15 protein-coding genes and 2 pseudogenes are annotated in these 19,764 nt (G+C 72.3%); 5 read left to right on the forward strand and 12 right to left on the reverse strand.

Going from position 1 to position 19,764, the window contains the following annotated elements; translation table 11 throughout:
- Nucleotides 1-86: 86 nt before the first annotated feature.
- The 5 genes from SLV14N_RS06960 to SLV14N_RS06980 form a co-directional block, all read right to left on the reverse strand.
- On the reverse strand, nucleotides 87-1,901 hold the full coding sequence (locus tag SLV14N_RS06960) for a CocE/NonD family hydrolase (protein WP_263273047.1): 1,815 nt from the start codon (nucleotides 1,899-1,901) through the stop codon (nucleotides 87-89).
- A 208-nt stretch (nucleotides 1,902-2,109) separates the two neighbouring features.
- Complete coding sequence (locus tag SLV14N_RS06965; RefSeq protein WP_208680225.1) at nucleotides 2,110-3,042, reverse strand: LD-carboxypeptidase; 933 nt, start codon at nucleotides 3,040-3,042, stop codon at nucleotides 2,110-2,112.
- On the reverse strand, nucleotides 3,039-5,066 hold the full coding sequence (locus SLV14N_RS06970) for a prolyl oligopeptidase family serine peptidase (RefSeq protein WP_208680226.1): 2,028 nt from the start codon (nucleotides 5,064-5,066) through the stop codon (nucleotides 3,039-3,041). Before SLV14N_RS06970 ends, SLV14N_RS06965 begins: the two co-directional genes overlap by 4 nt.
- 44 nt (nucleotides 5,067-5,110) lie before the next feature.
- Nucleotides 5,111-6,475 carry a M20/M25/M40 family metallo-hydrolase gene (locus tag SLV14N_RS06975; RefSeq protein WP_263268607.1) on the reverse strand — a complete coding sequence of 455 codons (1,365 nt, stop codon included), beginning with the start codon at nucleotides 6,473-6,475 and terminating at the stop codon, nucleotides 5,111-5,113.
- On the reverse strand, nucleotides 6,468-7,301 hold the full coding sequence (locus SLV14N_RS06980) for a M55 family metallopeptidase (RefSeq protein WP_208680228.1): 834 nt from the start codon (nucleotides 7,299-7,301) through the stop codon (nucleotides 6,468-6,470). Before SLV14N_RS06980 ends, SLV14N_RS06975 begins: the two co-directional genes overlap by 8 nt.
- A 461-nt stretch (nucleotides 7,302-7,762) precedes the next feature.
- Between SLV14N_RS06980 and SLV14N_RS06985 the strand changes: the two genes are divergently transcribed.
- Nucleotides 7,763-8,566, forward strand: coding sequence for a CdaR family transcriptional regulator (locus SLV14N_RS06985; protein WP_259670160.1), 804 nt, complete (start codon nucleotides 7,763-7,765; stop codon nucleotides 8,564-8,566).
- A 291-nt stretch (nucleotides 8,567-8,857) separates the two neighbouring features.
- Nucleotides 8,858-9,733, forward strand: coding sequence for a class A beta-lactamase-related serine hydrolase (locus tag SLV14N_RS06990; RefSeq protein WP_263268609.1), 876 nt, complete (start codon nucleotides 8,858-8,860; stop codon nucleotides 9,731-9,733).
- A 107-nt stretch (nucleotides 9,734-9,840) separates the two neighbouring features.
- On the opposite strand, the gene SLV14N_RS06995 is transcribed toward SLV14N_RS06990, so the two are convergent.
- Nucleotides 9,841-10,644: a hypothetical protein gene (locus SLV14N_RS06995; protein WP_263268610.1), complete on the reverse strand. Its 804-nt coding sequence runs from the start codon at nucleotides 10,642-10,644 to the stop codon at nucleotides 9,841-9,843.
- 344 nt (nucleotides 10,645-10,988) lie between these two features.
- Here SLV14N_RS06995 and SLV14N_RS07000 point away from each other — a divergent pair, with 344 nt between their 5' ends.
- Nucleotides 10,989-11,840, forward strand: coding sequence for a class I SAM-dependent methyltransferase (locus SLV14N_RS07000; RefSeq protein ID WP_259670161.1), 852 nt, complete (start codon nucleotides 10,989-10,991; stop codon nucleotides 11,838-11,840).
- On the opposite strand, the gene SLV14N_RS07005 is transcribed toward SLV14N_RS07000, so the two are convergent.
- From SLV14N_RS07005 to SLV14N_RS07015, 3 genes are all read right to left on the reverse strand, one after another.
- A complete protein-coding gene (locus SLV14N_RS07005) occupies nucleotides 11,831-12,769 on the reverse strand; it encodes an alpha/beta fold hydrolase (RefSeq protein ID WP_208680232.1) in 939 nt (312 codons plus the stop codon). The genes SLV14N_RS07000 and SLV14N_RS07005 overlap by 10 nt on opposite strands.
- Before the next feature lie 129 nt (nucleotides 12,770-12,898).
- Nucleotides 12,899-15,268 carry an MFS transporter gene (locus tag SLV14N_RS07010; RefSeq protein ID WP_263273049.1) on the reverse strand — a complete coding sequence of 790 codons (2,370 nt, stop codon included), beginning with the start codon at nucleotides 15,266-15,268 and terminating at the stop codon, nucleotides 12,899-12,901.
- 504 nt (nucleotides 15,269-15,772) lie between these two features.
- Complete coding sequence (locus SLV14N_RS07015; RefSeq protein WP_018090476.1) at nucleotides 15,773-16,216, reverse strand: SRPBCC family protein; 444 nt, start codon at nucleotides 16,214-16,216, stop codon at nucleotides 15,773-15,775.
- Nucleotides 16,217-16,373: 157 nt separating this feature from the next.
- On the opposite strand from SLV14N_RS07015, the gene SLV14N_RS07020 reads away from it, so the two are divergent.
- Entirely contained in the window at nucleotides 16,374-17,423 is a 1,050-nt protein-coding gene (locus SLV14N_RS07020; protein WP_208680234.1) for an Rv2578c family radical SAM protein, read from the forward strand.
- A gap of 14 nt (nucleotides 17,424-17,437) precedes the next feature.
- Here SLV14N_RS07020 and SLV14N_RS07025 read toward each other — a convergent pair.
- Together SLV14N_RS07025 and SLV14N_RS38950 are read right to left on the reverse strand one after the other, a co-directional pair.
- Nucleotides 17,438-17,644 (reverse strand): annotated as a pseudogene (locus SLV14N_RS07025) (MerR family transcriptional regulator); the annotation flags it as partial.
- A 73-nt stretch (nucleotides 17,645-17,717) separates the two neighbouring features.
- Nucleotides 17,718-17,831, reverse strand: a pseudogene (locus SLV14N_RS38950) (ketoreductase); the annotation flags it as partial.
- A gap of 165 nt (nucleotides 17,832-17,996) precedes the next feature.
- Between SLV14N_RS38950 and SLV14N_RS07030 the strand changes: the two are divergent.
- Nucleotides 17,997-18,533, forward strand: coding sequence for a GNAT family N-acetyltransferase (locus SLV14N_RS07030; RefSeq protein WP_208680237.1), 537 nt, complete (start codon nucleotides 17,997-17,999; stop codon nucleotides 18,531-18,533).
- 117 nt (nucleotides 18,534-18,650) lie between these two features.
- Here the strand turns inward: SLV14N_RS07030 and SLV14N_RS07035 are convergent, their stop codons facing one another.
- Nucleotides 18,651-19,391 carry a HEAT repeat domain-containing protein gene (locus SLV14N_RS07035; RefSeq protein ID WP_208680238.1) on the reverse strand — a complete coding sequence of 247 codons (741 nt, stop codon included), beginning with the start codon at nucleotides 19,389-19,391 and terminating at the stop codon, nucleotides 18,651-18,653.
- Nucleotides 19,392-19,764: the final 373 nt, after the last annotated feature.

Consider the following 19,764-nt stretch of genomic DNA (forward strand, 5'->3'; position numbering starts at 1 on the left):
GCGGCCCCCGGCTGACACCCGGCGCCCGCAGCGTGCCCGAGACGTTCCGCCCCTCCACTTGTCCCTACGGCATCCACCCCCATCCGCTACCGCAACACCCCTTGGGTGACGGGCAGTTCGAGGACCCCGGTGTCCTCGGGCGTACTGCTGACCGTCACCGGCTTCACACCGCGATTGCCCGCATAGGCGTCGTCACTCGCGGCGATCACGAAGCGCAGTCGGTGCCCCGGCTCGTAACGGTGCACGATGGCCGGCAGTTCCACGGTGAACCGCCGGGTCACATCGGACACCCGGGCCGGGGCCACCAACCGGTGCACCAGCGTCTTCTTGCCGTCCGGCGCGACATCGTAGAGCTTGGCGAACAGCACCAGCTTGTCGGACGCGTCCGAGGACTTCTGCGCCTGCTCGGCCCGCGGTGAGACGACCTTCAGCGTCACCCTGGGCGCGCCCACCACCTCCACCGGACCGCCCGCCACCGGCGCCGACGTCCAGTCCAGATAGGTGCCCCTGGCGTCGTAGGGCGCCACGTCCGGCATCCCCAGCATCCCGGCCAGCGAACTCTCCGAGTGGCTGCTCGCCATCCGCAGATTGCGGTACGACCGGCTGCCGCGCGTCACCTCACTGCGGTGGCCGACGAGCTTGCCGTCCCCGGAGAGATACAGCCGCCGGGTACCGCCCGCCGGGAAAGCCGGCGAGGTGGCGTAGGCGGACCCTTCGGTCGCCCAGTCCCGGTAGTAGGCGAAGGCCGGGCCGGTGCCGGTCGCCGTCCGGTGCCGCAGATAGCGGTCGAACCACGCCAGGATCCGCTGTCCGACGTAGCTGGTGTCCAGGTTGCCCTGTCCCAGGTTGAGTTCGCCCTTCGCCGGCTTCTTCATCCCGCCGCTGTGGCCCCAGGCCTGCCAGATCATCTTGACCGGGGTGCCCTGCGCGGCGAGGGTCCGGTAGGTGGCGGTGGCCTCGTTGAGGTTGAACAGGCTGTCGTTCTGGCCCTGTACGAGCAGCGTCGGCGCCTTGACCGACGGCAGATACGAGACCGGGGAGACGCTGCGCGCATAGCGGAACACGGCGTCGGTCTTCTCCGCCGGGTACTTTCCGGAATCCAGCAGCCGCTTGGTCTCGCAGGCCCGCGCGACGAAGTGCAGACAGCCGGAGCCGCCGGTGCGCGACGGGTCGAGCTGCGGATGCAGCAGCCCCTGCGCCTCGCCGATCAGGAAGAACCCGTTCGTCCACTGCCACTTGTAGGTGCCGGGCAGCGGGCCGGTGACACCGTGGCTCGGGCCGGCGTTGTTCGGGTCGAGCGAGTAGGAGAGGTCGTTCCAGGTGATGAGCGGCACCAGCGCGTCGACCCGGTGGTCGACGGCGGCGGTGGCCAGCTGGATCGCGCCACCGTAGGAGCCACCGATCATGCCGACCCGCGGATCCCGTGCGCCGTCCTTGGCGACGTAGTCCAGACGTGTTCCGTTGTCGGCCGTACGGGCACCGGCGAGCAGGTCGACCAGCCCGCTCGCCGCCCGGCCGTCGATCCCGGGGTCGTCGAGGGAGATCGGACAGCCGGTCTTGCCGAAGCCGAGCCCGGAGTAGGCCAGCGCCACATACCCGCGGGTGGCGAAGGCCTTGGCGAGGGCGTCGGTCGAGCCGTCCGCCTTGCTGCCGCCGAAGCCGTTGGTGGTCAGCACGGCGGGCGCCGGGTGGGCGGCGTCGGCTCCGGCCGGGCGGTAGACATCCGCGTCCAGGGTGCAGTGGCGCTCCCCGGCCCGGACGGTGACCTTCAGCGCGGTGACGGTGTACGGGTCGGCGGCGGCAACCGCGGGGGCGGTCAGCAAGAGCGGCGCGGCGAGGGCGGAGCCGGCCAGCAGGGCGAGGGACCTGCGGAGCACGGGGCGGGACACGGCTCGGGACACGCTGGGCACGAGGACCTCCACACAGGTCGTACCAACCAGTCGGTAGCGGCGCGCTCATGCTGTGACACGAGTAATGGCAAGTCAACGCTCCTGACACGCGTCGTCGTTAGGACGTGCGTTCAGGAGCGTCACGGTCCGGGAGAGCCGGGGATTTCCCATGAGGCCCTGGACGGCCGGAGGATGACAAGCCGTCAAACCGGTGGTGCGCTCACCCCGTCGCCGGCTCCTCGAAGGTCAGCGTGCCGGCCGTGGCGTCCAGCTCGGCGGGGAGGCCCAGCGGCACCGTCAACGCGGAATCCCCGTGGCCGAAGCCGAACTCCTCGGCCACCGGCACCCCGAGCCCGGCCAGCCGGTCCACCAGGACCTCCCGCACCCGGTCGTAGGGACCGCAGCGGGCCCAGGAGCCGAGCACGATCCCGGCGACCCCGTCCAGCCAGCCGGCGCGCAGGAGTTGGGTGAGCGCCCGGTCGACGCGGTACGGCGTTTCCCCGACGTCCTCCAGCAGGAGCAGCCCGCCCGCCGCGCCCTGCCGGGCCCGCGGGGTGCCCAGCTCGGTGGCGAGCATGGCCAGACAGCCGCCGAGGGTGACCCCGCGGGCCCGGCCCGGCGCCAGCGGCCGGGCGGACGGCGACACCAGGGTGCGGACGGTCTCCGGTGCGAACAGTGTGCGCCGCAGATGGTCACGGGTGGCGTCGTCCTTGAGGAAGACCTCCCCCGCGACGGCCGGCCCGTGCAGGGTGGACACCCCCGCCCGCACCGCGAACGCCTCGTGCAGCACCGTCACATCGCTGAAGCCGATCAGCGGTTTGGGGGCCGCGGCGCGGAGGGCGTCCCAGTCCAGCAGGTCGACCATCCGCTGGGCGCCGTAGCCACCGCGCGCCGCGAACACCGCCTTGACGGACGGATCGCACCACGCCTCCTGGAGGTCGCGGGCCCGCTCCTCGTCGGAGGCGGCGAGATAACCCAGTGTGGGGTGGGCGCCGCGGGCATGGGGCGCGGCGACCGGGTCGAGATCCCAGCCGCGGAGCACATCCAGCCCGCGGTCCAGCCGCTCCGCCACGAGCGGGCCGCTGGGCGCCACCACCGCCACCCGGTCGCCGGGCCGCAGCCGCGGTGGCCGGATCGCCCCGGCCGGCGTCATCCGCGCAGCTCCAGTGTCGGGACATCGCCGCGGGTGACGCCGAAGGTCTGGGCGTAGAGGGAGAGTTCGGCCTCCACGGCACGCACGATGGTCTCCGCTCGGCGGAAGCCGTGTCCCTCCCCGGGGAACGGCAGATAGGCGTGCGGCATGCCGCGCCCGGCGACCTCGGCGAGGAACCGTTCGCACTGCGCGGGCGGGCAGATCACATCGTCCAGGCCCTGGAGCAGCAGGAAGGGCGCGGCAATCCGGTCCGCGCGGTGCAGCGGCGAGCGCTCGCGGTAGCGGTCGGGCACCTCGGCGAGCGGTCCCACCAGCGAGTCCAGATACCGCGACTCGAAGTCATGGGTCTCGTCGGTGGCCCAGCCGGTGAGGTCCAGGATCGGATAGCTGATGGTGCCGCAGGCGTAGAGGTCGGTGGCGGTCAGGGAGGCGGCGGCGGTCCAGCCGCCGGCGCTGCCGCCGCGGATGGCCAGCCGGGCGCGGTCGGCGGTGCCCTCGTCGGCCAGCGCGCGGGCGACGGCGGCACAGTCCTCTACGTCCACCACACCCCACTCGCCGCGCAGCCGCTCGCGGTACTCCCGGCCGTAGCCCGTCGAGCCGCCGTAGTTGACCTCGGCGACGCCGATGCCGCGGGTGGTGAAGTAGGCGATCTCCAGGTCGAGCACCAGCGGGGCCCGGCCGGTGGGGCCGCCGTGCGCCCACACCACGAAGGGCGGCAGCTCACCGTCGGGGGCGCGGTGGTCGGGGTTGTGCGGCGGATAGATGTGGGCGTGGATGTCCCGCCCGTCGGGGCCGGTGAAGGTCCGGTCGACCGGCCGGGGGTAGTAGGCCGGGTCCAGGACATCGGTGTGCCGGCGGGCGAGCACCCGGGCGCGTCCGGTGCAGGTGTCCAGCTCGACGATCTCGTACGAGCTGTGCGGGCCGGCGGCGATGCCGATGACGCGGCTGCCGTCCACGGCGAGGCTGGGCGCCCATTCGGTCCATGGGCCCGCCGCGTCGACCAGTTCGCGGCTCACCGTGTCGAGGATGCCCAGGGCGGTGGCGCCCCGGCCGTGGATCACCGCGAGGGTGCCATTGCCCAGGGGCAGGAACCAGCGCTGGCCGACGGTCCACAGCGGTCCGCCGAACTCCTCCTGCCGGCCCGGACACAACGCGCGGCTCGCCACCACACCGTCACCCTGGCCGTCGGGGTCGATGCGCTGGAGCTCCCACCATCCGCTGCGGTCCGAGACGAAGAGCAGGGAGCCGTCGGCCGCCCACTCGACCTGGGCGACGGACTCACCGGCCGCACCGCCGTGCGGCTCTCCGGGGCCGAGGTCGCCGACGAGCGGCCGGATGTCCTCGAACTCGCCCTTCCCGGTGATCCGGGCCACCATCGCCAGCGTGCCCTCCCAGGGCATCCGGGGGTGGTCCCAGGCGAGCCAGGCGACCCGCCGCCCGTCCGGGGAGATCCGCGGACCGGTCACGAAGCGATGCCGGTCGTCGCTCAACTCCCTTACCGATGACCGGTGTTCGGCGGCGGAGCCGTCGAGCGGCACGGCCGCGATCACCCGGCGCACATCGGTCGGCCGGTCGCCCGTGAACTCCTCCAGGACGCACCACACCTCACCGAGCTCCGGGTGCAGCACCGGGTCGGCCCAGCGCAGTCCGTCACCGACGGCGGAGTGCGGGGTGAGCGGGCGCGGGGCCTCGTCGCTGTCCGGTGCGTAGGCGTACAGCCGCTGGTCGGCGAAGTTGCTGAAGACGATCAGCGGTCCGCGCTCGGTGACCGCACCGGCCCAGGGCTGGCCGCCGTACTCCAGCACCCGGCTGCGGACGTTCCAGGGCGCGGGGAGTACCGACTCCTCGGCGCCGTCCGGCCGCCGGCGGACCAGCGCCCGCCGGCCGCCCTCGGCGGGCCGCGGCTCCGTCCACCACACCTCGTCGCCGACGACACCCACGAAGGCCGGCCGGCCGTCGTGCGCGGCGACCATCCGGGCATCTATCGGGGACGTCCAGCCGCCGTACGGAGCCGTGGTCACCATGTTGCAGTTCCTCTCCACCACCGGTCGGGCCATGCGTCGGCCGCTCAGACCGCACGCAGGAAATGATCGAGCACCCGGACACCGAAGTGCAGTCCCTCGACCGGCACACATTCGTCCACACCGTGGAAGAGCGCCTGGTAGTCGAAGCCCTCGGGCAGTTTCAGCGGCGAGAAGCCGTAGCCGGTGATGCCCAGCCGGGAGAACTGCTTGGCGTCGGTGCCGCCGGACATGCAGTACGGCACGACACGGCCGTCCGGGTCGAAGCGCTCGATCGCGGCCCGCATCGCGGCGAACGTCGGGGAGTCGACCGGGGCCTCGAGCGCCACCTCGCGATGGTGGTACTCCCAGCTCACCTCCGGTCCCGTGAGCTCGTCCATGGTCGTACGGAACTCCGCCTCGCCGCCGGGGAGCACCCGGCCGTCGACATGGGCGACAGCGGTTCCCGGGATCACATTGATCTTGTAACCGGCCGCCAGCATCGTCGGGTTGGCGCTGTTGCGGACCGTCGGCTCGACCAGTTTGGCGGCCGGGCCGAGCTTGCCGAGCAGCGCGTCGACATCGAAGCGCGGCGAATCGACATCCACCTCGATGGCCTGCAGCGCGGCGAGTTCGCGGAGCGCGGCCCGTACCGTCGGGGTGAGCCGGACCGGCCAGTCGTGCTCGCCGATCCGGGCCACGGCAGCGGCGAGCCGGCTGACGGCGTTGTCGCGGTTGACCTTCGAGCCGTGTCCGGCCCGTCCCCGGGCGGTCAGCTTCAGCCAGGCCGTCCCGCGCTCCCCCGCCGCGACCGGATACAGCTGCATCCCGCCGCCGGCATGGAAGGTGAAGGCCCCGGACTCGCTGATGCCTTCGGTGCAGCCCTCGAAGAGCCCGGGGTGCCGGTCGGCCAGGAAACCGGAGCCGTCCTCGGCGCTGGCCTCCTCGTCGGCCGTGAAGGCGAGCACGATGTCCCGCCGTGGCCGCACCCCGCTGCGGGCCCACCGGCGGACCACGGCGAGCACCATCGCGTCCATGTTCTTCATGTCGATGGCGCCGCGGCCCCAGACCACACCGTCGCGGATCTCCCCGGAGAAGGGGTGCACACTCCAGTCGGCGGGCTCGGCGGGCACCACGTCGAGATGGCCGTGCACCAGCAGGGCATCAGCCGTGGGGTCGGTGCCCTCGATACGGGCGACCACGTTGGTACGGCCCTTGGTGCGCTCCAGCAGCGTCGGCGTCAGTCCGGCCTCGGCCAGCCGCTCGGCGACGTACTCGGCGGCCGGGCGCTCCTGGCAGGCGCCGTCACCGGCGTTGCTGGTGTCGATCCGGATCAGGTCGGAGGTGAACCGCACCACCTCGTCGAGCGCCTGCCGGTCCACGCCGGGGGCCTGCCCGGTCCCGGGCTCCCCGGCGAACTCCACCTCAGCCATATTGTTCCTCCACGGCGGACGAGACGACGGTGGTGACCGCCTTGAAGCACCGGATGGCTTCGTACATGTTCTGACTCGTATACGCGATGCGGCGCTCCCCGCATCGTTCCACGCCGGGCACACAGGTGGCCGCGCCCACCAGATGTTCCGCGTCGAATTCCAGCTCGAACCGGAACGGCCCGCGCCGGGACGGTTCATGACGCTCCGCCAGTGCCGCTCCCTTGTGGGCGGCGGCCCGGATGTCGGCCGCCGTACGGGCCGGCGGCCGGCAGACCGCCGCATAGCGCGACACATAGTCCTTGACCGCCACACCGGGCGCCTGCGGGGCGTACCCGAGCGCGTCCTGGCAGGTGCGGTCGTCGCCGGTGACCAGCACCACGGGGACGCCGTACTCGGCGACCACCAGGGAGTTCAGATAGCCCTCGCTCGCGCGGGTGCCGTCGACCCAGACGCCGGTGAGGGTGTTGGCGAGGTAGGTGTGCGCGAGGACCCCTTCGGTGCCCGCCCCGGTGTGGTAGCCGACGAAGGCGATCCCGTCGACGTCCCCGTGCTGCACACCTTCGACCATGCTCAGCGATTTGTGCCGTCCGGTGAGCATCTGCGCGCGCTCGTCGAGCTGTTCCAGCAGGAGATTGCGCATCGTCCAGTGCGCCTCGTTGACCAGGACCTCATCGGCGCCACCGTCGAAGAATCCGGCAATCGCCGCATTGACGTCGGACGTGAACATATGGCGGCAACGCTCCCATTGGGGTGTGCCCGGCAGCACATCGGCCGGCCAGGTCACGCCCGTGGCGCCCTCCATGTCCGCGGAGATGAGGATCTTCACATGCACCAGTCCCGTCGCAGCTAGGAGGCGGTACGCACGACATCTCACGTCGCCCGGTCACCACAGTTTCGGCGATACCGAACGGATTGCCCAGCCTAACCAGGACCTGCCGCCTGACACCCCGTCCAGCACGTTCCAGGGCAGGCGCGTTGAGGGCAACCAGCACGCCTTCTTCATCACAGCAACACGATTCCTTTCAAACGGAAGCTGGGGGTACGCTCGTCTCCCACCGCATCTCGCACAGTTTCTGCCGCAAAGCGGAAGGACTTCCGACGGAATCCGTAAGGACTTCTGAACGAGTTCTGTCAGCTGCCGACGGCACATGCCAGGTGAGGTACAACAGGCCGGACCAGCTTCCCACGCGATGAAACAGAGGCAGAATGGTGAGCGAGGCACTCAATGGCGTCCGGTTACCGCAATGCGGTGACACGCGAGCCGACAGCGAAGGCCAACTCGCGATCTTGACTGAACTGATCGCGCAGTCTCTTTGCGATCGCAATCCAAGCTTCAAGGAAGTGATCGAGCGGGGCGGCCGGCAGCAGGTGGCAAGGCTGATCCAGGACGTCCTGCGGTCCGGCCATCCGCTGCCCGAGAAGGTGCGCGCGGTCATGCTGCGCACCGACACCGACATCCATCTGGTGGCGTCCGCGCTGGGCGACTGTCTCGTCAGCACACCGGGCGAAGCACCGGGCCTGCTGATCCCCGCCGCGCTGGCCGACGGCAAGAGCGGACGGGCCAGGCTGAAGGGCGTCCTGCGCCATCGCGCCGCGGTGGTCGGTCATGCGGTGCCGCCGACGGAGGCCGCCACCTCCGTGCGGGCCGCGTCCCGGCTGCTGGACCTGGCGTCCGCGCACGACGGCCCCGACGCCGGAGTGGTGTTCGTGGACGACCACCTCTCCTCCCTCGTCCTCCTCCAGGACGAGTCACTGGCCCACACCCTGATCGCCCACCGCCTGCGCCCGCTCGCGGGGCTGACGCCGGAGCGGTGCGAGCGCCTGGAGGCCACCCTGCTCGCCTGGCTCGGCGGCATGGGGGCCCCGGAGGTGGCCAAGGCGCTCAGCATCCACCCGCAGACGGTCCGCTACCGGATGCGCCAGCTGGAGAAGCTGTTCGGCGCCCGCCTCCGGGACCCACGGACCCGTTTCGAGATCGAGATGGCCCTCCGCAGCCGCCAGCTGATGGCCGCCGCACGCCGGCGCCGGGCGGCCGCCACCCGCCGTCCGCGCACCACCACCAAGCCCCGTAAGGCCCTGCCACGCCCCTAGAGGGTGTCTTCCCGATCAGACTGGACTCGACCGGGAAGACACCCCTGGAGACATGCCCGCATTCGCCCTCGGATTTGGCGAATGTCACATCACGACACACACCCCAAATACGGACAATCCACCCATCACGCCCGGGGTGTCCGCACCCCCGCCGCGTATCGTCGCCGTGACCCATGAAGCGGGACACCGGCCGGCCGCACGGTCGCAGTGACCCGACGCACAGCCGGTCGCACGAGGCCGGCCGCCCGACGGCGGAGCCTCCGGTACACAGCGGGACAGGACACCTTCTCCATGCACGGATCACGCATATCGACCTGCGCGCGCCGCGGGCTGGCCGCGGTCGTGGCTGCCGGATCGCTGCTCACGGTGCTCACCACGGCGACCCCGGCCTCGGCCGGCTCCGCCAGCACGCCGGTGGGCGACTCCAAGGTCGTGTGCACCTCGAAGAAGCCGGGTCTGGCGCCCGCACTGTCCCAGGACATCGCCGACGCCCTCCACGGGCGGGAGGGCGCCTCGGCGCTGGCGGTCTACGACCGGCGCACCAGGACCCACTGCGAGTTCAAGGCCGGCACCCACTTCGACTCGGCGAGTGTGGTGAAGGTCACGGTGCTCGCGGCCCTGCTGCGGCAGGCCGAGGAGGCCCACCGCAAGCTGACCCCGCACGAGAAGCGGCTGGCCACCGCCATGATCACCAAGTCGGACAACAAGGCGACCACCGCGCTGTGGCGCCGCGTCGGCCCGGCCGGCATCAAGCACTTCCTGTCCCTGGCCGGTATGCGGCACACCGTCCCGGGCACACACGGCGCCTGGGGTCTGACCCAGATCACCGCCGCCGACCAGCTCACACTGATGCAGCTGCTCACCACGGACAACCGGGTGCTCACCGCCGCCTCCCGCGGCTACGCCCTCGACCTGATGCACCGGGTCGTCCCCGACCAGCGGTGGGGCGTTCCCGCCGGTGCCCCCGACCCTGACGCCGTCCACGTCAAGAACGGCTGGCTCCCGCGCAAGACCGACGGCTGGCGGGTGAACAGCGTCGGCACCTTCAACGGCAGCGGGAACGACTACGGCATGGCCGTCCTCTCCACCGGAAACCACACCATGGACGACGGCGTGGCCACCGTCGAGCGTGCCGCCCGGGTCATCCACCGCGATCTGACGCACTGACCTCCGGTCCCACGGCGCCGGGCGGCTGCCCACCTACTCCGCTGCCGGCTCGCGCCCGCCCGCAGGGCCGGCTTGCACCCGCCCGCAGGCGGCGGAGGGCCCCTCCCTCATCTCCCGCTCGGGAAGATCCGCTGCCCCGGCAGCGCCAGATGGCCACACCCCCGGCGCTCGGCCTGGTCCCGGGCGAACGCGACGAGCAGCGGCCGCAGTTCACGCCCCGCGAGATACCGGCCCGCGCTGTCCGGGGAGCTGCTCGCCTCCCAATGGGCGGACTCGCCCTCGCAGCGGGCGGCGGCGGTGCCGAAGTTGTCGGTCATCACCTGGCCGTCGTCCGGGAAGCCGCGCGGCAGCCGGACGTTGCCGCCGATCAGTCTGTCGAAGGACTTGTCCGTCCAGTCTCCGTACCAGCCGCTGAACTCGGCGTACTCCGCCCCGCTCGTGCCGTCCACGAGTGCGCAGCTGGTGACCGACGCATGCGGGTCCGTGCGCGCGATGACCCGCCAGGGCTTGCCCGCCGGCTTCTCGGGGAGCCGGGCACGGGCCAGCCAGCCACAGCCGGCGCCGCCCTTCTCCAGCGGCACGGCCGTCGGACGCAGCACCGCCCGCTGCGGCAGTGGCAGCCGCGGCGCGCCGCAACCGGCCTTCTCCGCGGCGCCGTTGGCGAGCGCGACGGCGATCCGCAGGGTGGCGGGCGTGCCGTGCTTCTCGTCCCACCTGCCGTTCACCCAGGTGACCAGCCGCCGTTTGCGGCCGTGGGCATCCCGCCCGAGGTCCGGGCACTCCTGCACGAGGTAGTGCCCCAGTCCGGCCTGGAAGCCGGGGATTCCCGCGGGGAAGACGAACCGCGGCGGGGTGGGGATGGTGAATTCGCGGCTGAGCAGGCGGTCCACCTCTCCGGGGTCGGATTCCACTTCCGCCACCCCACTGCCCCCATGACTCCCCCGTCCCCCTTGGCCCCGCGGCGGATTCCCGGGGAACCCGCGGCAGAAACCCTACGCGCCGTACGGGCACGGGCCGTTGGCGGGCCGCCCGGCCGCTTCCGGACCCTCCCGGCCCTCCCGGCCGCCGTAGGAGGCGGTACGACTTTGCACTCCCCGGGGTGACCGGCACCCCGAACGGCCCCGCGCGGGACGGGACCGGGATATCAACGCCGCATGAGCGAGACAGCGCAACCGGTGAGGCAGCGCAACCGGTGGTCCGCCGGGCCTGCACGCCGCCCGCTCACCGCCCCACACCGCACTCTGGGAGGAACTCGGTGCCAGGCCGCGTCAAGGCAGACCTCAAGGGAGTTCCCGAAACGGCGTTGTGGACGCTCTATCACCGCGCCACCGAGGCCGCCCGCCCGGACACGGTGCTGCCCGATCCACGCGCCGTACAGCTCCTCACCGAGATCGAATTCCCCTTCCGGGAACGGATGGGCGCCGCCCGGCCCTGGCTGGCGCAGGCCATCGCGCTGCGCGCCCTCGGGTTCGACCATGTGGTGCGCGCGTTTCTCGCCGACCGTCCGGACGGCACCGTGATCGCTCTCGGCGAGGGCCTGGAGACGCAGTTCTGGCGGGTGGACAACGGCCGGGCCCAGTGGGTCACCGTCGACATCAACGGCCCGTTGGCGCTGCGCAGGCGCGTGCTGCCGCACGGGGCGCGGCAGCGGCTGGTGGCCTGCGACGCCCGGGACAGCCAGTGGATGGCGGGCATCGATCCCTCACGCGGTGTCCTGGTGACCGCACAGGGCCTGCTGATGTATCTGCAGCCCGCGCAGGTGACCCGTCTGATCGCCGCCTGCGCCGAGGCGTTCCCCGGCGGCACGATGGTGTTCGACACCGTCTCGCGGCGCTTCAGCACCCGCACGCGCACCCGTACGAAGGGGCCGGGCGCCCATCGCCTGCCCCCGATGCCCTGGGGCATGGACGCGGTCGACCGGGACCGCCTGTGGCAGGCCCATCCGGCCATCAGCGAGGTGTCCGAGGTGCCGCTCCCCGCGGGCCGCGGCTTCATCGGCTATCTCGCCCCGCGCGCCGCCACCCTGCCGCTGCTGCGTACGGACCGCCCGCTCATCACCCGGCTGCGCTTCGGCGCGGCCCCCGCCTCCCTCACGGGTCAGCCCTGACGGTTCTCCACCCCGTCGAGAAAGGCGTGCACCTGCTCCGCGAGCCGCTCCGGATACTCCCCGTTGATCGCATGGGAGGCCTCCGGCCAGACCTCCACGGTGCTGTCGCGCAGGGTACGGGCGCGGGCCGCGGCCTTCCCGGCGTCATGCGCGATGCTCTTCCCGGCGATCAGTGCGAGTACGGGGACGCCGAGGGAGCGCAGCGCGTCCTCGCCCGGCAGGGCCGGGGCCGGGAAGCTGACCTTGAAGTCCCGCATACCGGAGGCGATCAGCCGGCCCTCGATGTGCTCCGAGGCGTCGTCGATCCCGCCCGAGATCCAGCCCAGCAGCCGGTTGCGCAGCCCCTCCGGCATCCCGGGGAGCACACTGCCCAGTGAGACGACGATCATCTTCCAGCTCAGCGGCGCGAAGGTGTTCGCCGGATCCAGCGCGATCACCGAAGCGATCCGCTCCGGACGGTGCAGGGCGACCTGCACCGCCAGCCAGCCCCCGATCGACACCCCCAGCACATGTGCCCGGGGCAGTGCGAGCCGGGCGAGCATCTCGTCGATCCAGGCCGCCTGGTCGGCGCCGGACGTCATCGGCGCCGACTGCACGCTGCAGCCCGGCTCCCCGAGGCCGTCGACGGCGTACACGGGACGTCCGCTGCGCGTCAGCCCCGGCAGATTCGTCCGCCACAGCGGGGTGCACGACTGCCTTCCCGGCATCAGGACGAGCGGCACTCCGTCCCCCGTACCGAAGCGGTACACCCGCACCGCCCCGTACGAGGTGTCCACGGTCCGCTGCTCATCGGGCTCGGGCAGACCGTCCATCGCCTCCCGGTAGACCGCCGCGAACCGCTCGAACGCCGCCGCGTCACGGAACGCCCCGATGCGCCGCCGCGCCCATTCCGGTCCGATGCGCGGCCCCGGAAAGCTGATCTCCGCCATCCGGGCATCCAACCACGGCGACGCCTGCCGCCAGAGCCTCGGGGGACAGGCCCATGCCCCATCCCCCTTAACCGCATGTGTACTTGACGGCGCGTCAGCTATCGCTGTTCCGAAACCGTCTCGGTGCGTTCAGTCCTCGTGCCCCAACTGGAGGTCGCGTTCGGTGCGGCCGCCGCCGGCCACCTGGAGGACGGTGGCCACCGGCGGGTATCCGGCGGCGATGACGGTGTACTCGCCGGCCGACAGATCCACGAAGCGGAACAGCCCGTCGGCCCCGGTCGTCGCGGTGTCGACGACATTGCCGGCGGCGTCCAGCAGGGTGACCCTGGCGTCCTCGACGGGGCGGCCGCCGCCGGCCCGTACGGTCCCGCGCAGCACCGCGCCACCGGCGAGCTCGATGTCCTGGCGGGTCTCCCGGGAGGCCTGAACGGTCACCGGCAGCGCGGCCGGGCGGAACGCCGGGGCGCTGGAGGCCAGGGTGTACTCGCCGGCCACCAACTCCCCGATGACATAGCCGCCTTCGCGTCCGCTGCGGGTGGTGGCGACGACCTCGCCGCGTACATCGGTGAGGGTGACCATGGCATCGCGTACGGGGGTGCCGTCGGCTGTGGTGACGGTGCCCGCGAGCCGCCCCGCGCCGCCGAGCACGACATCCAGCTCGACCGGCCGCTCGCCGACCGTGACGGTGACCGCCTGCGGCTGGTGGCCGCCCGCCGACGCGATCAGCACATACGAGCCGGCGCCCGGTGTGCTCAGCGCATACCGTCCGTCCTCTCCGGTGGCACCGCGGCCGATCTGCCGGCCGGCGACATCGATGAGGGTGAGCGCGGCGCGCGGCACGATGCTGCCGTCGTGGTGCTGGACGGTGCCGCAGACCGGGACGCCGGCCATGACGGCGGTGTGTCCGGTGGTGGCGTGGCGGTGTGCGCGAGTGTAAGGGGAGGCGGAGACACGGGAGTTGGCGGGGTTCGGGTCCGTGGCGGCACGGGCCTGCGGTACGGCGGCGGGGTCGGCCGGGTCGCCGTACGACATCTGCGGGGACGGGGCGGCCTGCGGAGCATGAGAGGCGTGGGACACCAGGGGTTTCCCTTTCAGGAAGAAGGCGAGCACAAGGCCCAGGACGAGCACCGGCACGAGATGGAAGAAGATCCGCGGCATGGCGTCCGCGTACGCGGCGACATGGCTGTCGCGCAGCGAGGCGGGCAGCGCCCGTACCAGCTGCGGGGTGAGCGACTCCGGATCGGGAAGCTGCGCCGACGCGGGCAGCCGGTCGCCGAGCCGGCGGGCCAGCCGGTCGGCGAGGAGGGTGCCGAAGAGGGCCGCGCCGATGCTGCCGCCGATCTGCCGGAAGTAATGGGTGGGGTTGGTCGCGGCGCCGAGGCCGGCGGTGCGAAGGGAGTGCTGCACGGCGAGCACCAGCACCGGCAGGACGAAGCCGATACCGAGGCCGAGGAGGGCCGTCCCGAGGCTGTGGACCTCCCACGCGGTGTCCGGCCGCCACCGCGACAGCAGCCACATCCCTACCGCGGCCAGGGCGCACCCCAGGACGGGGAAGACCTTGTGGTGGCCGGTGCGGCTGATGAGCCGGCCGGAGACGAGGGAGGCGATGACGATGCCGCCCGTCAGCGGCAGCATCAGCAGCCCGTACTCGGTGGCCGTGGCGCCGTCGGCCCTCTGCAGGAAGGCCGGCAGGTAGCTGACGGCACCGAAGAGCGCAAGGCCGACGGCGGCGCCGATCAGTCCAATGACGTTGAAGATCGAGTCGCGGAACAGTCGCAGCGGGATCAGCGGTTCGGTGGCGAAGTACTCGACCGCCAGGAACAGCAGGGCGGTGCCGAGCGCACCGGCGCCGAGGCCGAGGACGACCCGCGAGTCCCAGGCGTAGGTGGTGCCGCCCCAACTGGCCAGCAGGAACAGGCAGATGCAGAACGCGGCGAGCAGCAGCGCTCCGGCGAGGTCCGGCTTGGCGCGCCTCGTGGGCCGGGGCAGCTTCAGCACGCAGGCGAGGACCAGGAACGTCAGCGCACCCAACGGAACGTTGAGGGAGAAGCACCAGCGCCAGGAGGCATGGTCGGCACAGAAACCGCCGATCAGCGGTCCGGCCGCGGAGGCGAGGCCGAAGGCGGCGGCGATCAGGCCCATGGAGCGGCCGCGGGCCCGGGGCGGTACGACATCGGCGGTGATCGCCTGGACGCCGATGATCAGCCCGCCGGCGCCGACGCCCTGGACGGCCCGGAAGACGACCAGTTCGTCCATGGTCCGCGACCAGCCGGCCAGCGCCGAGCCGACGGTGAAGACGAGGAGGGCGAAGAGGAAGACGGGCTTACGGCCGAAGAGGTCGCCGAGCTTCCCGTAGAGGGGCAGTCCGATGGCCGAGGCGAGCAGGTAGGACGTCACCACCCAGGACATCGTGACCGGCCCGTGCAGCTCACCGACGATCTTCGGGAGCGCGGTGACGACGAGGGTCTCGCCGAGGGCCGCGAGCAGCAGCGTCAGCATCAGACCGGCGACGACCAGCCGGCGACGGCGGGGGCTGACCGGCACCGGCGCACCGGGGCGGCCGGGCTCCTCGGGCCCGCCGCTCGCGACCGGAGCCGGAGCCGGTGCCATTGACGTCGCCGGTGCCATTGACGTCGCCGGTGCCATTGGCGTTACCGGCGCCTTTGCCGTTGTCGCTGTCGTTGCCGTTGTCGCACCGGAGACGGGCGGACCGGTTCGCCCGGCCCGCTCGCTCAGGGTGGTCCCGCCCACGTGCTGCTCCCCTCGTCACGCCTGTTGCCGCCCAAGTTCTCGCATTGGGCGACAACACCGATCAAGCGCGGCAAAGGGGTACGGACGGGGCGGGGACGGACGTCAAGTACGTTGCCCGGGGCGCCTATTGGGCTCCCATCAGGGCTTTCCGTACGGAACTGCTCCGGCGGACCGCACACTTCGGCTCAGCGGAAACCACCCGAACCGGTGAGTGTGACGGCATACATGCCGGGTGACGGGAGTGACGGCCGCTCACTTCTCCACGTGGGCGGCGAGGTTGGCGAGCAGGCTGTCGTAGATCCGGCCGAGCCCCTTGGGGGCGAAGGTCCTCTCGAAGAAGCCGCCGATACCGCCGGCGCCCTGCCAGGTGGTGGTGACGACGACCTTGGCGCGCCCCTCGCCGGCCGGGGTGATGACCCAGGTGGTCACCATCGAGGAGTTGCGGTCCTTCTCCACGAGCTGGCCGTCGGTCGGCTCGTCGACCTCCAGCAGACAGTCACGCACCCGCTTGCTCGTGGCCTGGAGCTTCCAGTGGACGAGGGTGCCCTTGCCGTCGCCGCCCTCGCGGACCTCGTACTCGCTGAAGTGCTCGGGCAGCAGCTGCCGGCGCGTGCCGGTGTAGTCGGCGAGCGCGTCGAACACGTCCTCCGGGTCCGCCGCGATCTCGCGCTGCGTGATGGCCTCGACCTGCCCCATGTGCGTCTTCCTCCAGTAGTAGACCTGCCGGTCCTGCGGTGCGCCGCCAAGCCAACCACCCCTCGGCGGCACGCCCAAATTCAGGGCCGCCGGGCCGCAAGGGAACGTGTGTTCTATTATTGCGTAGGGGGCTCGGCAGGATCCAGAAGGAGGCCCGATGCGCTGGGACAATCTCGGCGAAAGCCCGTCCGCGCTGTTCGGCACGGATGTCGTCAGCCGGACGATCGACACCCCCGAGTTCCGCGGGATCACCTTCCACGAGGTGCGCGCCCGCTCCATCGTGAACCGCGTCCCGGGCGCTTCCCGGATGCCGTTCGAATGGACCGTGAACCCCTACCGCGGCTGCAGCCACGCCTGCGTCTACTGCTTCGCCCGCAAGACGCACAGCTACCTCGACCTGGACACCGGGGAGGGCTTCGACTCGCAGATCGTGGTGAAGGTCAACGCCCCCGAGCTGCTGCGCCGCGAGCTGTCCGGGCGCCGCTGGCGCGGCGACCACATAGCGATGGGCACCAACGTCGACTGCTATCAGCGCGCCGAGGGCCGCTACCGCCTGATGCCCGGCATCCTCGCCGCACTGCGCGATCACGCCAACCCGTTCTCGATCCTCACCAAGGGCACGCTCATCCTGCGCGATCTGCCGCTGCTGCAGCAGGCCGCCGAGGTCACCGACGTCGGCATCTCGGTCTCCGTAGGCTTCCTGGACCGCGAGCTGTGGCGCACGGTCGAGCCCGGCACGCCCGCCCCGGACCGCCGGCTGGACGTGGTGCGGACGCTCACGGCGCACGGCATCCCGTGCGGTGTGCTGATGGCGCCGGTGATCCCGTTCCTCGGGGACGCACCGGACCAGCTGCGGGCCACGGTCCGGGCCATCGCGGAGGCCGGCGCCGGCTCCGTCACCCCGCTGGTGCTGCATCTGCGGCCCGGCGCCCGCGAGTGGTTCATGGCGTGGCTGGGGCAGCACCACCCGCATCTGGTACGGCGTTACACGACGATGTACGCGGACGGCGCCTACGCCCCCAAGTGGTACCAGCGCCGGATCACCCGCCAGGTCCATGAACTCGCCGCGGAGTACGGCATCGGGCCCGCCCGGCCCGGCGAGGCCCGCCGCATCCCGCCACCGGCCACCGCTCCCGGACCGGCCGGCGACCCCGGCGACCAGGCCTCCGACCGCCCTGCGGAACCGACCCAGTTGACCCTGATCTGACCCTGCCGCGGCCCTCAGGCCGGGCCGGGCGGCACCGATTCCAGGGCCCGCGCCAGCCGGTTGCGGGCCGCTGTCTGGGCGGCGATCCGCTCATCGATGACCGCCAGCCGCTCGCGGGCGATGCGCAGCCCCTCGGGTGACGGCGCGGCGGTGGTCATATCGCCGTCCAGACAGGGGGTGAAGCAGTGAACGTCGGCGAGCGTGAGCCCGGCCGCTAGGAGGATGGGGGTCCCCCACCGCCGTCTCCGCCAGCGGTCCGGGCCGGCGGCCCACCGCCAGTACCCGTGCCCCCTCCGCCGCGAAGGCGTGGGCCGTGGCGCGCCCGATCCCGGTGCCGGCGCCGGTGACGAGCACGACCCTGCGATGCGTTCCGGGCGCGGACGGCCCGGAGTTCGTTGCCTGTTCCATGCCGGGAGTCTCGAACCCTGTCCCCTGGGGCAAGGTCAAGCGGCGCCCCGGGCGCGGCCGGGAAAACCCCTTGACGGACCCCCTACCCTCTCCGGCATGGATGGGACCGAGAGGACTTTTGCGCACGTATCCACACGGCCGCCGCGCCCCGTACGGATACGGGAGATGACCGAAGCGGATATCGAAGCCGTCTCCGCGGTGCGGGTCCGCGGCTGGCAGACGGCCTACCGCGGGCTGATGCCCCAGGCGTATCTGGACGCGATGAGCGTGGCGGCGGATGCCGAGCGGCGGCGGTCATGGTTCGGGCGCCGGTCGCCGGAGGTGTCGGACCTGGTGGCCGAGCGGGACGGCGAGGTCGTCGGCTGGGCGTGCGTCGGTCCGGCCCGTGACCCCGATATCGCCCCGGGATCCGGGGAGTTGCCCGCGCCGAAGCCGACCGCGGGCGAACTGCTCGCCCTCTACGTGGCGCCCGGTCTGATCGGCACCGGCATCGGACGCGCCCTGATGGCCGCCGGCACCGCCCGCGCCCGGGGGCACGGCTTCCACACGCTGTATCTGTGGGTGGTACGCGGCAACACCCGCGCCCAGCGGTTCTACGAGCGGGCCGGCTTCGTGCCGGACGGCGCCGAGGAGGCGTACGAGGTGGGCGGAAGCAGCGTCCCGGAGCTGCGCTACCGACGCCGGCTGACGCCGGAGCCCTGAACCGGCCGGAGCGTCCGCCGAGCGGGAACCGGCTTGGCCCGCCGCGAGGTAGAAACCGAGAGGTAGGAACCGACCGGGCCGAAGCCGGCCTCACGCACCCCCTGGCCGGACACCCCCTTAGCCGGACAGCCCCTGACCACCGCCCGGTCCCGCACCCCGCTCCGGGCCGGGGACCCGGTCCGCTGGGCGGGCCGCGCGGGCGTCGTCCCCGTCGTCCGGCCCGTCCGTGGCCGCGGCTCCGTCCGGCGCCGTCACGTCCTCGTGGACCCCCAGCCGTGCCAGGGACGCCGCCGCGGCGGCCGCCAGCCGCGGGTGGGTGACGGCGGCGGTGAGCGCGGGGACCGCGCGCCGGTCGCCCAGTGCGCCCAGGCCCTCCACACAGGCGAGCGCCACCCGCCAGTAGGGGTTGTGCGGGGTGAGCAGCCGCTCCAGGGTCGCGATCAGCGCGGGGACGGACTGTGGTGCGCGGAGTTCGGCGAGCAGCCGGACCGGGTGCAGCGCGTAGGCGGTGCGCAGCGGATTGGTGGCGAGCGCGGCCGCGGCGCGGGCGGTGCGGGGGTCGCCGAGCCGGCCCAGCGCATGCGCGGCGGTGGCGCAGCGCACCGGGTCGCGGTAGTTCAGTAACAGCACGAGCGTCTCGAAGGCCCGCTTGTCGCCGGCGCAGCCGAGGATGAAGGCGGCGATCTCCCGGGCCCACAGCGGACGTTCGACGGCGATCAGCATCCGGGCCAGTTCCTCCCGCCCGGCCGGGGTGTTCTTGCGGGCCAGCCCGAGCAGCCGCTCGTAGGCGACCAGATCCTGTGGGGAGCGGAGTTCGGCCCGCACCCGGTCGGTCAACTCGTGGAATTCCTCTTCCATTTGCCGCTCCCCTCCCGCCGGGCCGCCCCGCCTCCCGCGACGTGGCCTGCACCACAGCCTAGTGACCCCCGCTACCCCTGGCGCTCTGGTTACTCACCGGTTAACCTGCTGGAACGAGCAGCACCACTGCTCGGGCGGCCTGGTGACGCAGCCGCCACAGAGTGAAGTCGGTTCGGCACAGCACGACACAGTACGGAGCACACGGCAGGGCCCCGGGACAGGGCTACCGCCGCGTCTCCCGCACCGCCGGCGCTGCCATGGCGCTGCGGCTCCTCGCGGCTTTCCGCCGCTGTTCTGCCGCTGCGATCGCAGGCCTCGCGTCCGCGCGGATACCCCTCAGTCGTCACTTCTCCCCTGCCCTCAGGGGAACACC

It is taken from the genome of Streptomyces sp. Je 1-4 4N24 (assembly GCF_026239515.1).
Classification (GTDB): Bacteria; Actinomycetota; Actinomycetes; order Streptomycetales; family Streptomycetaceae; genus Streptomyces; species Streptomyces nigrescens.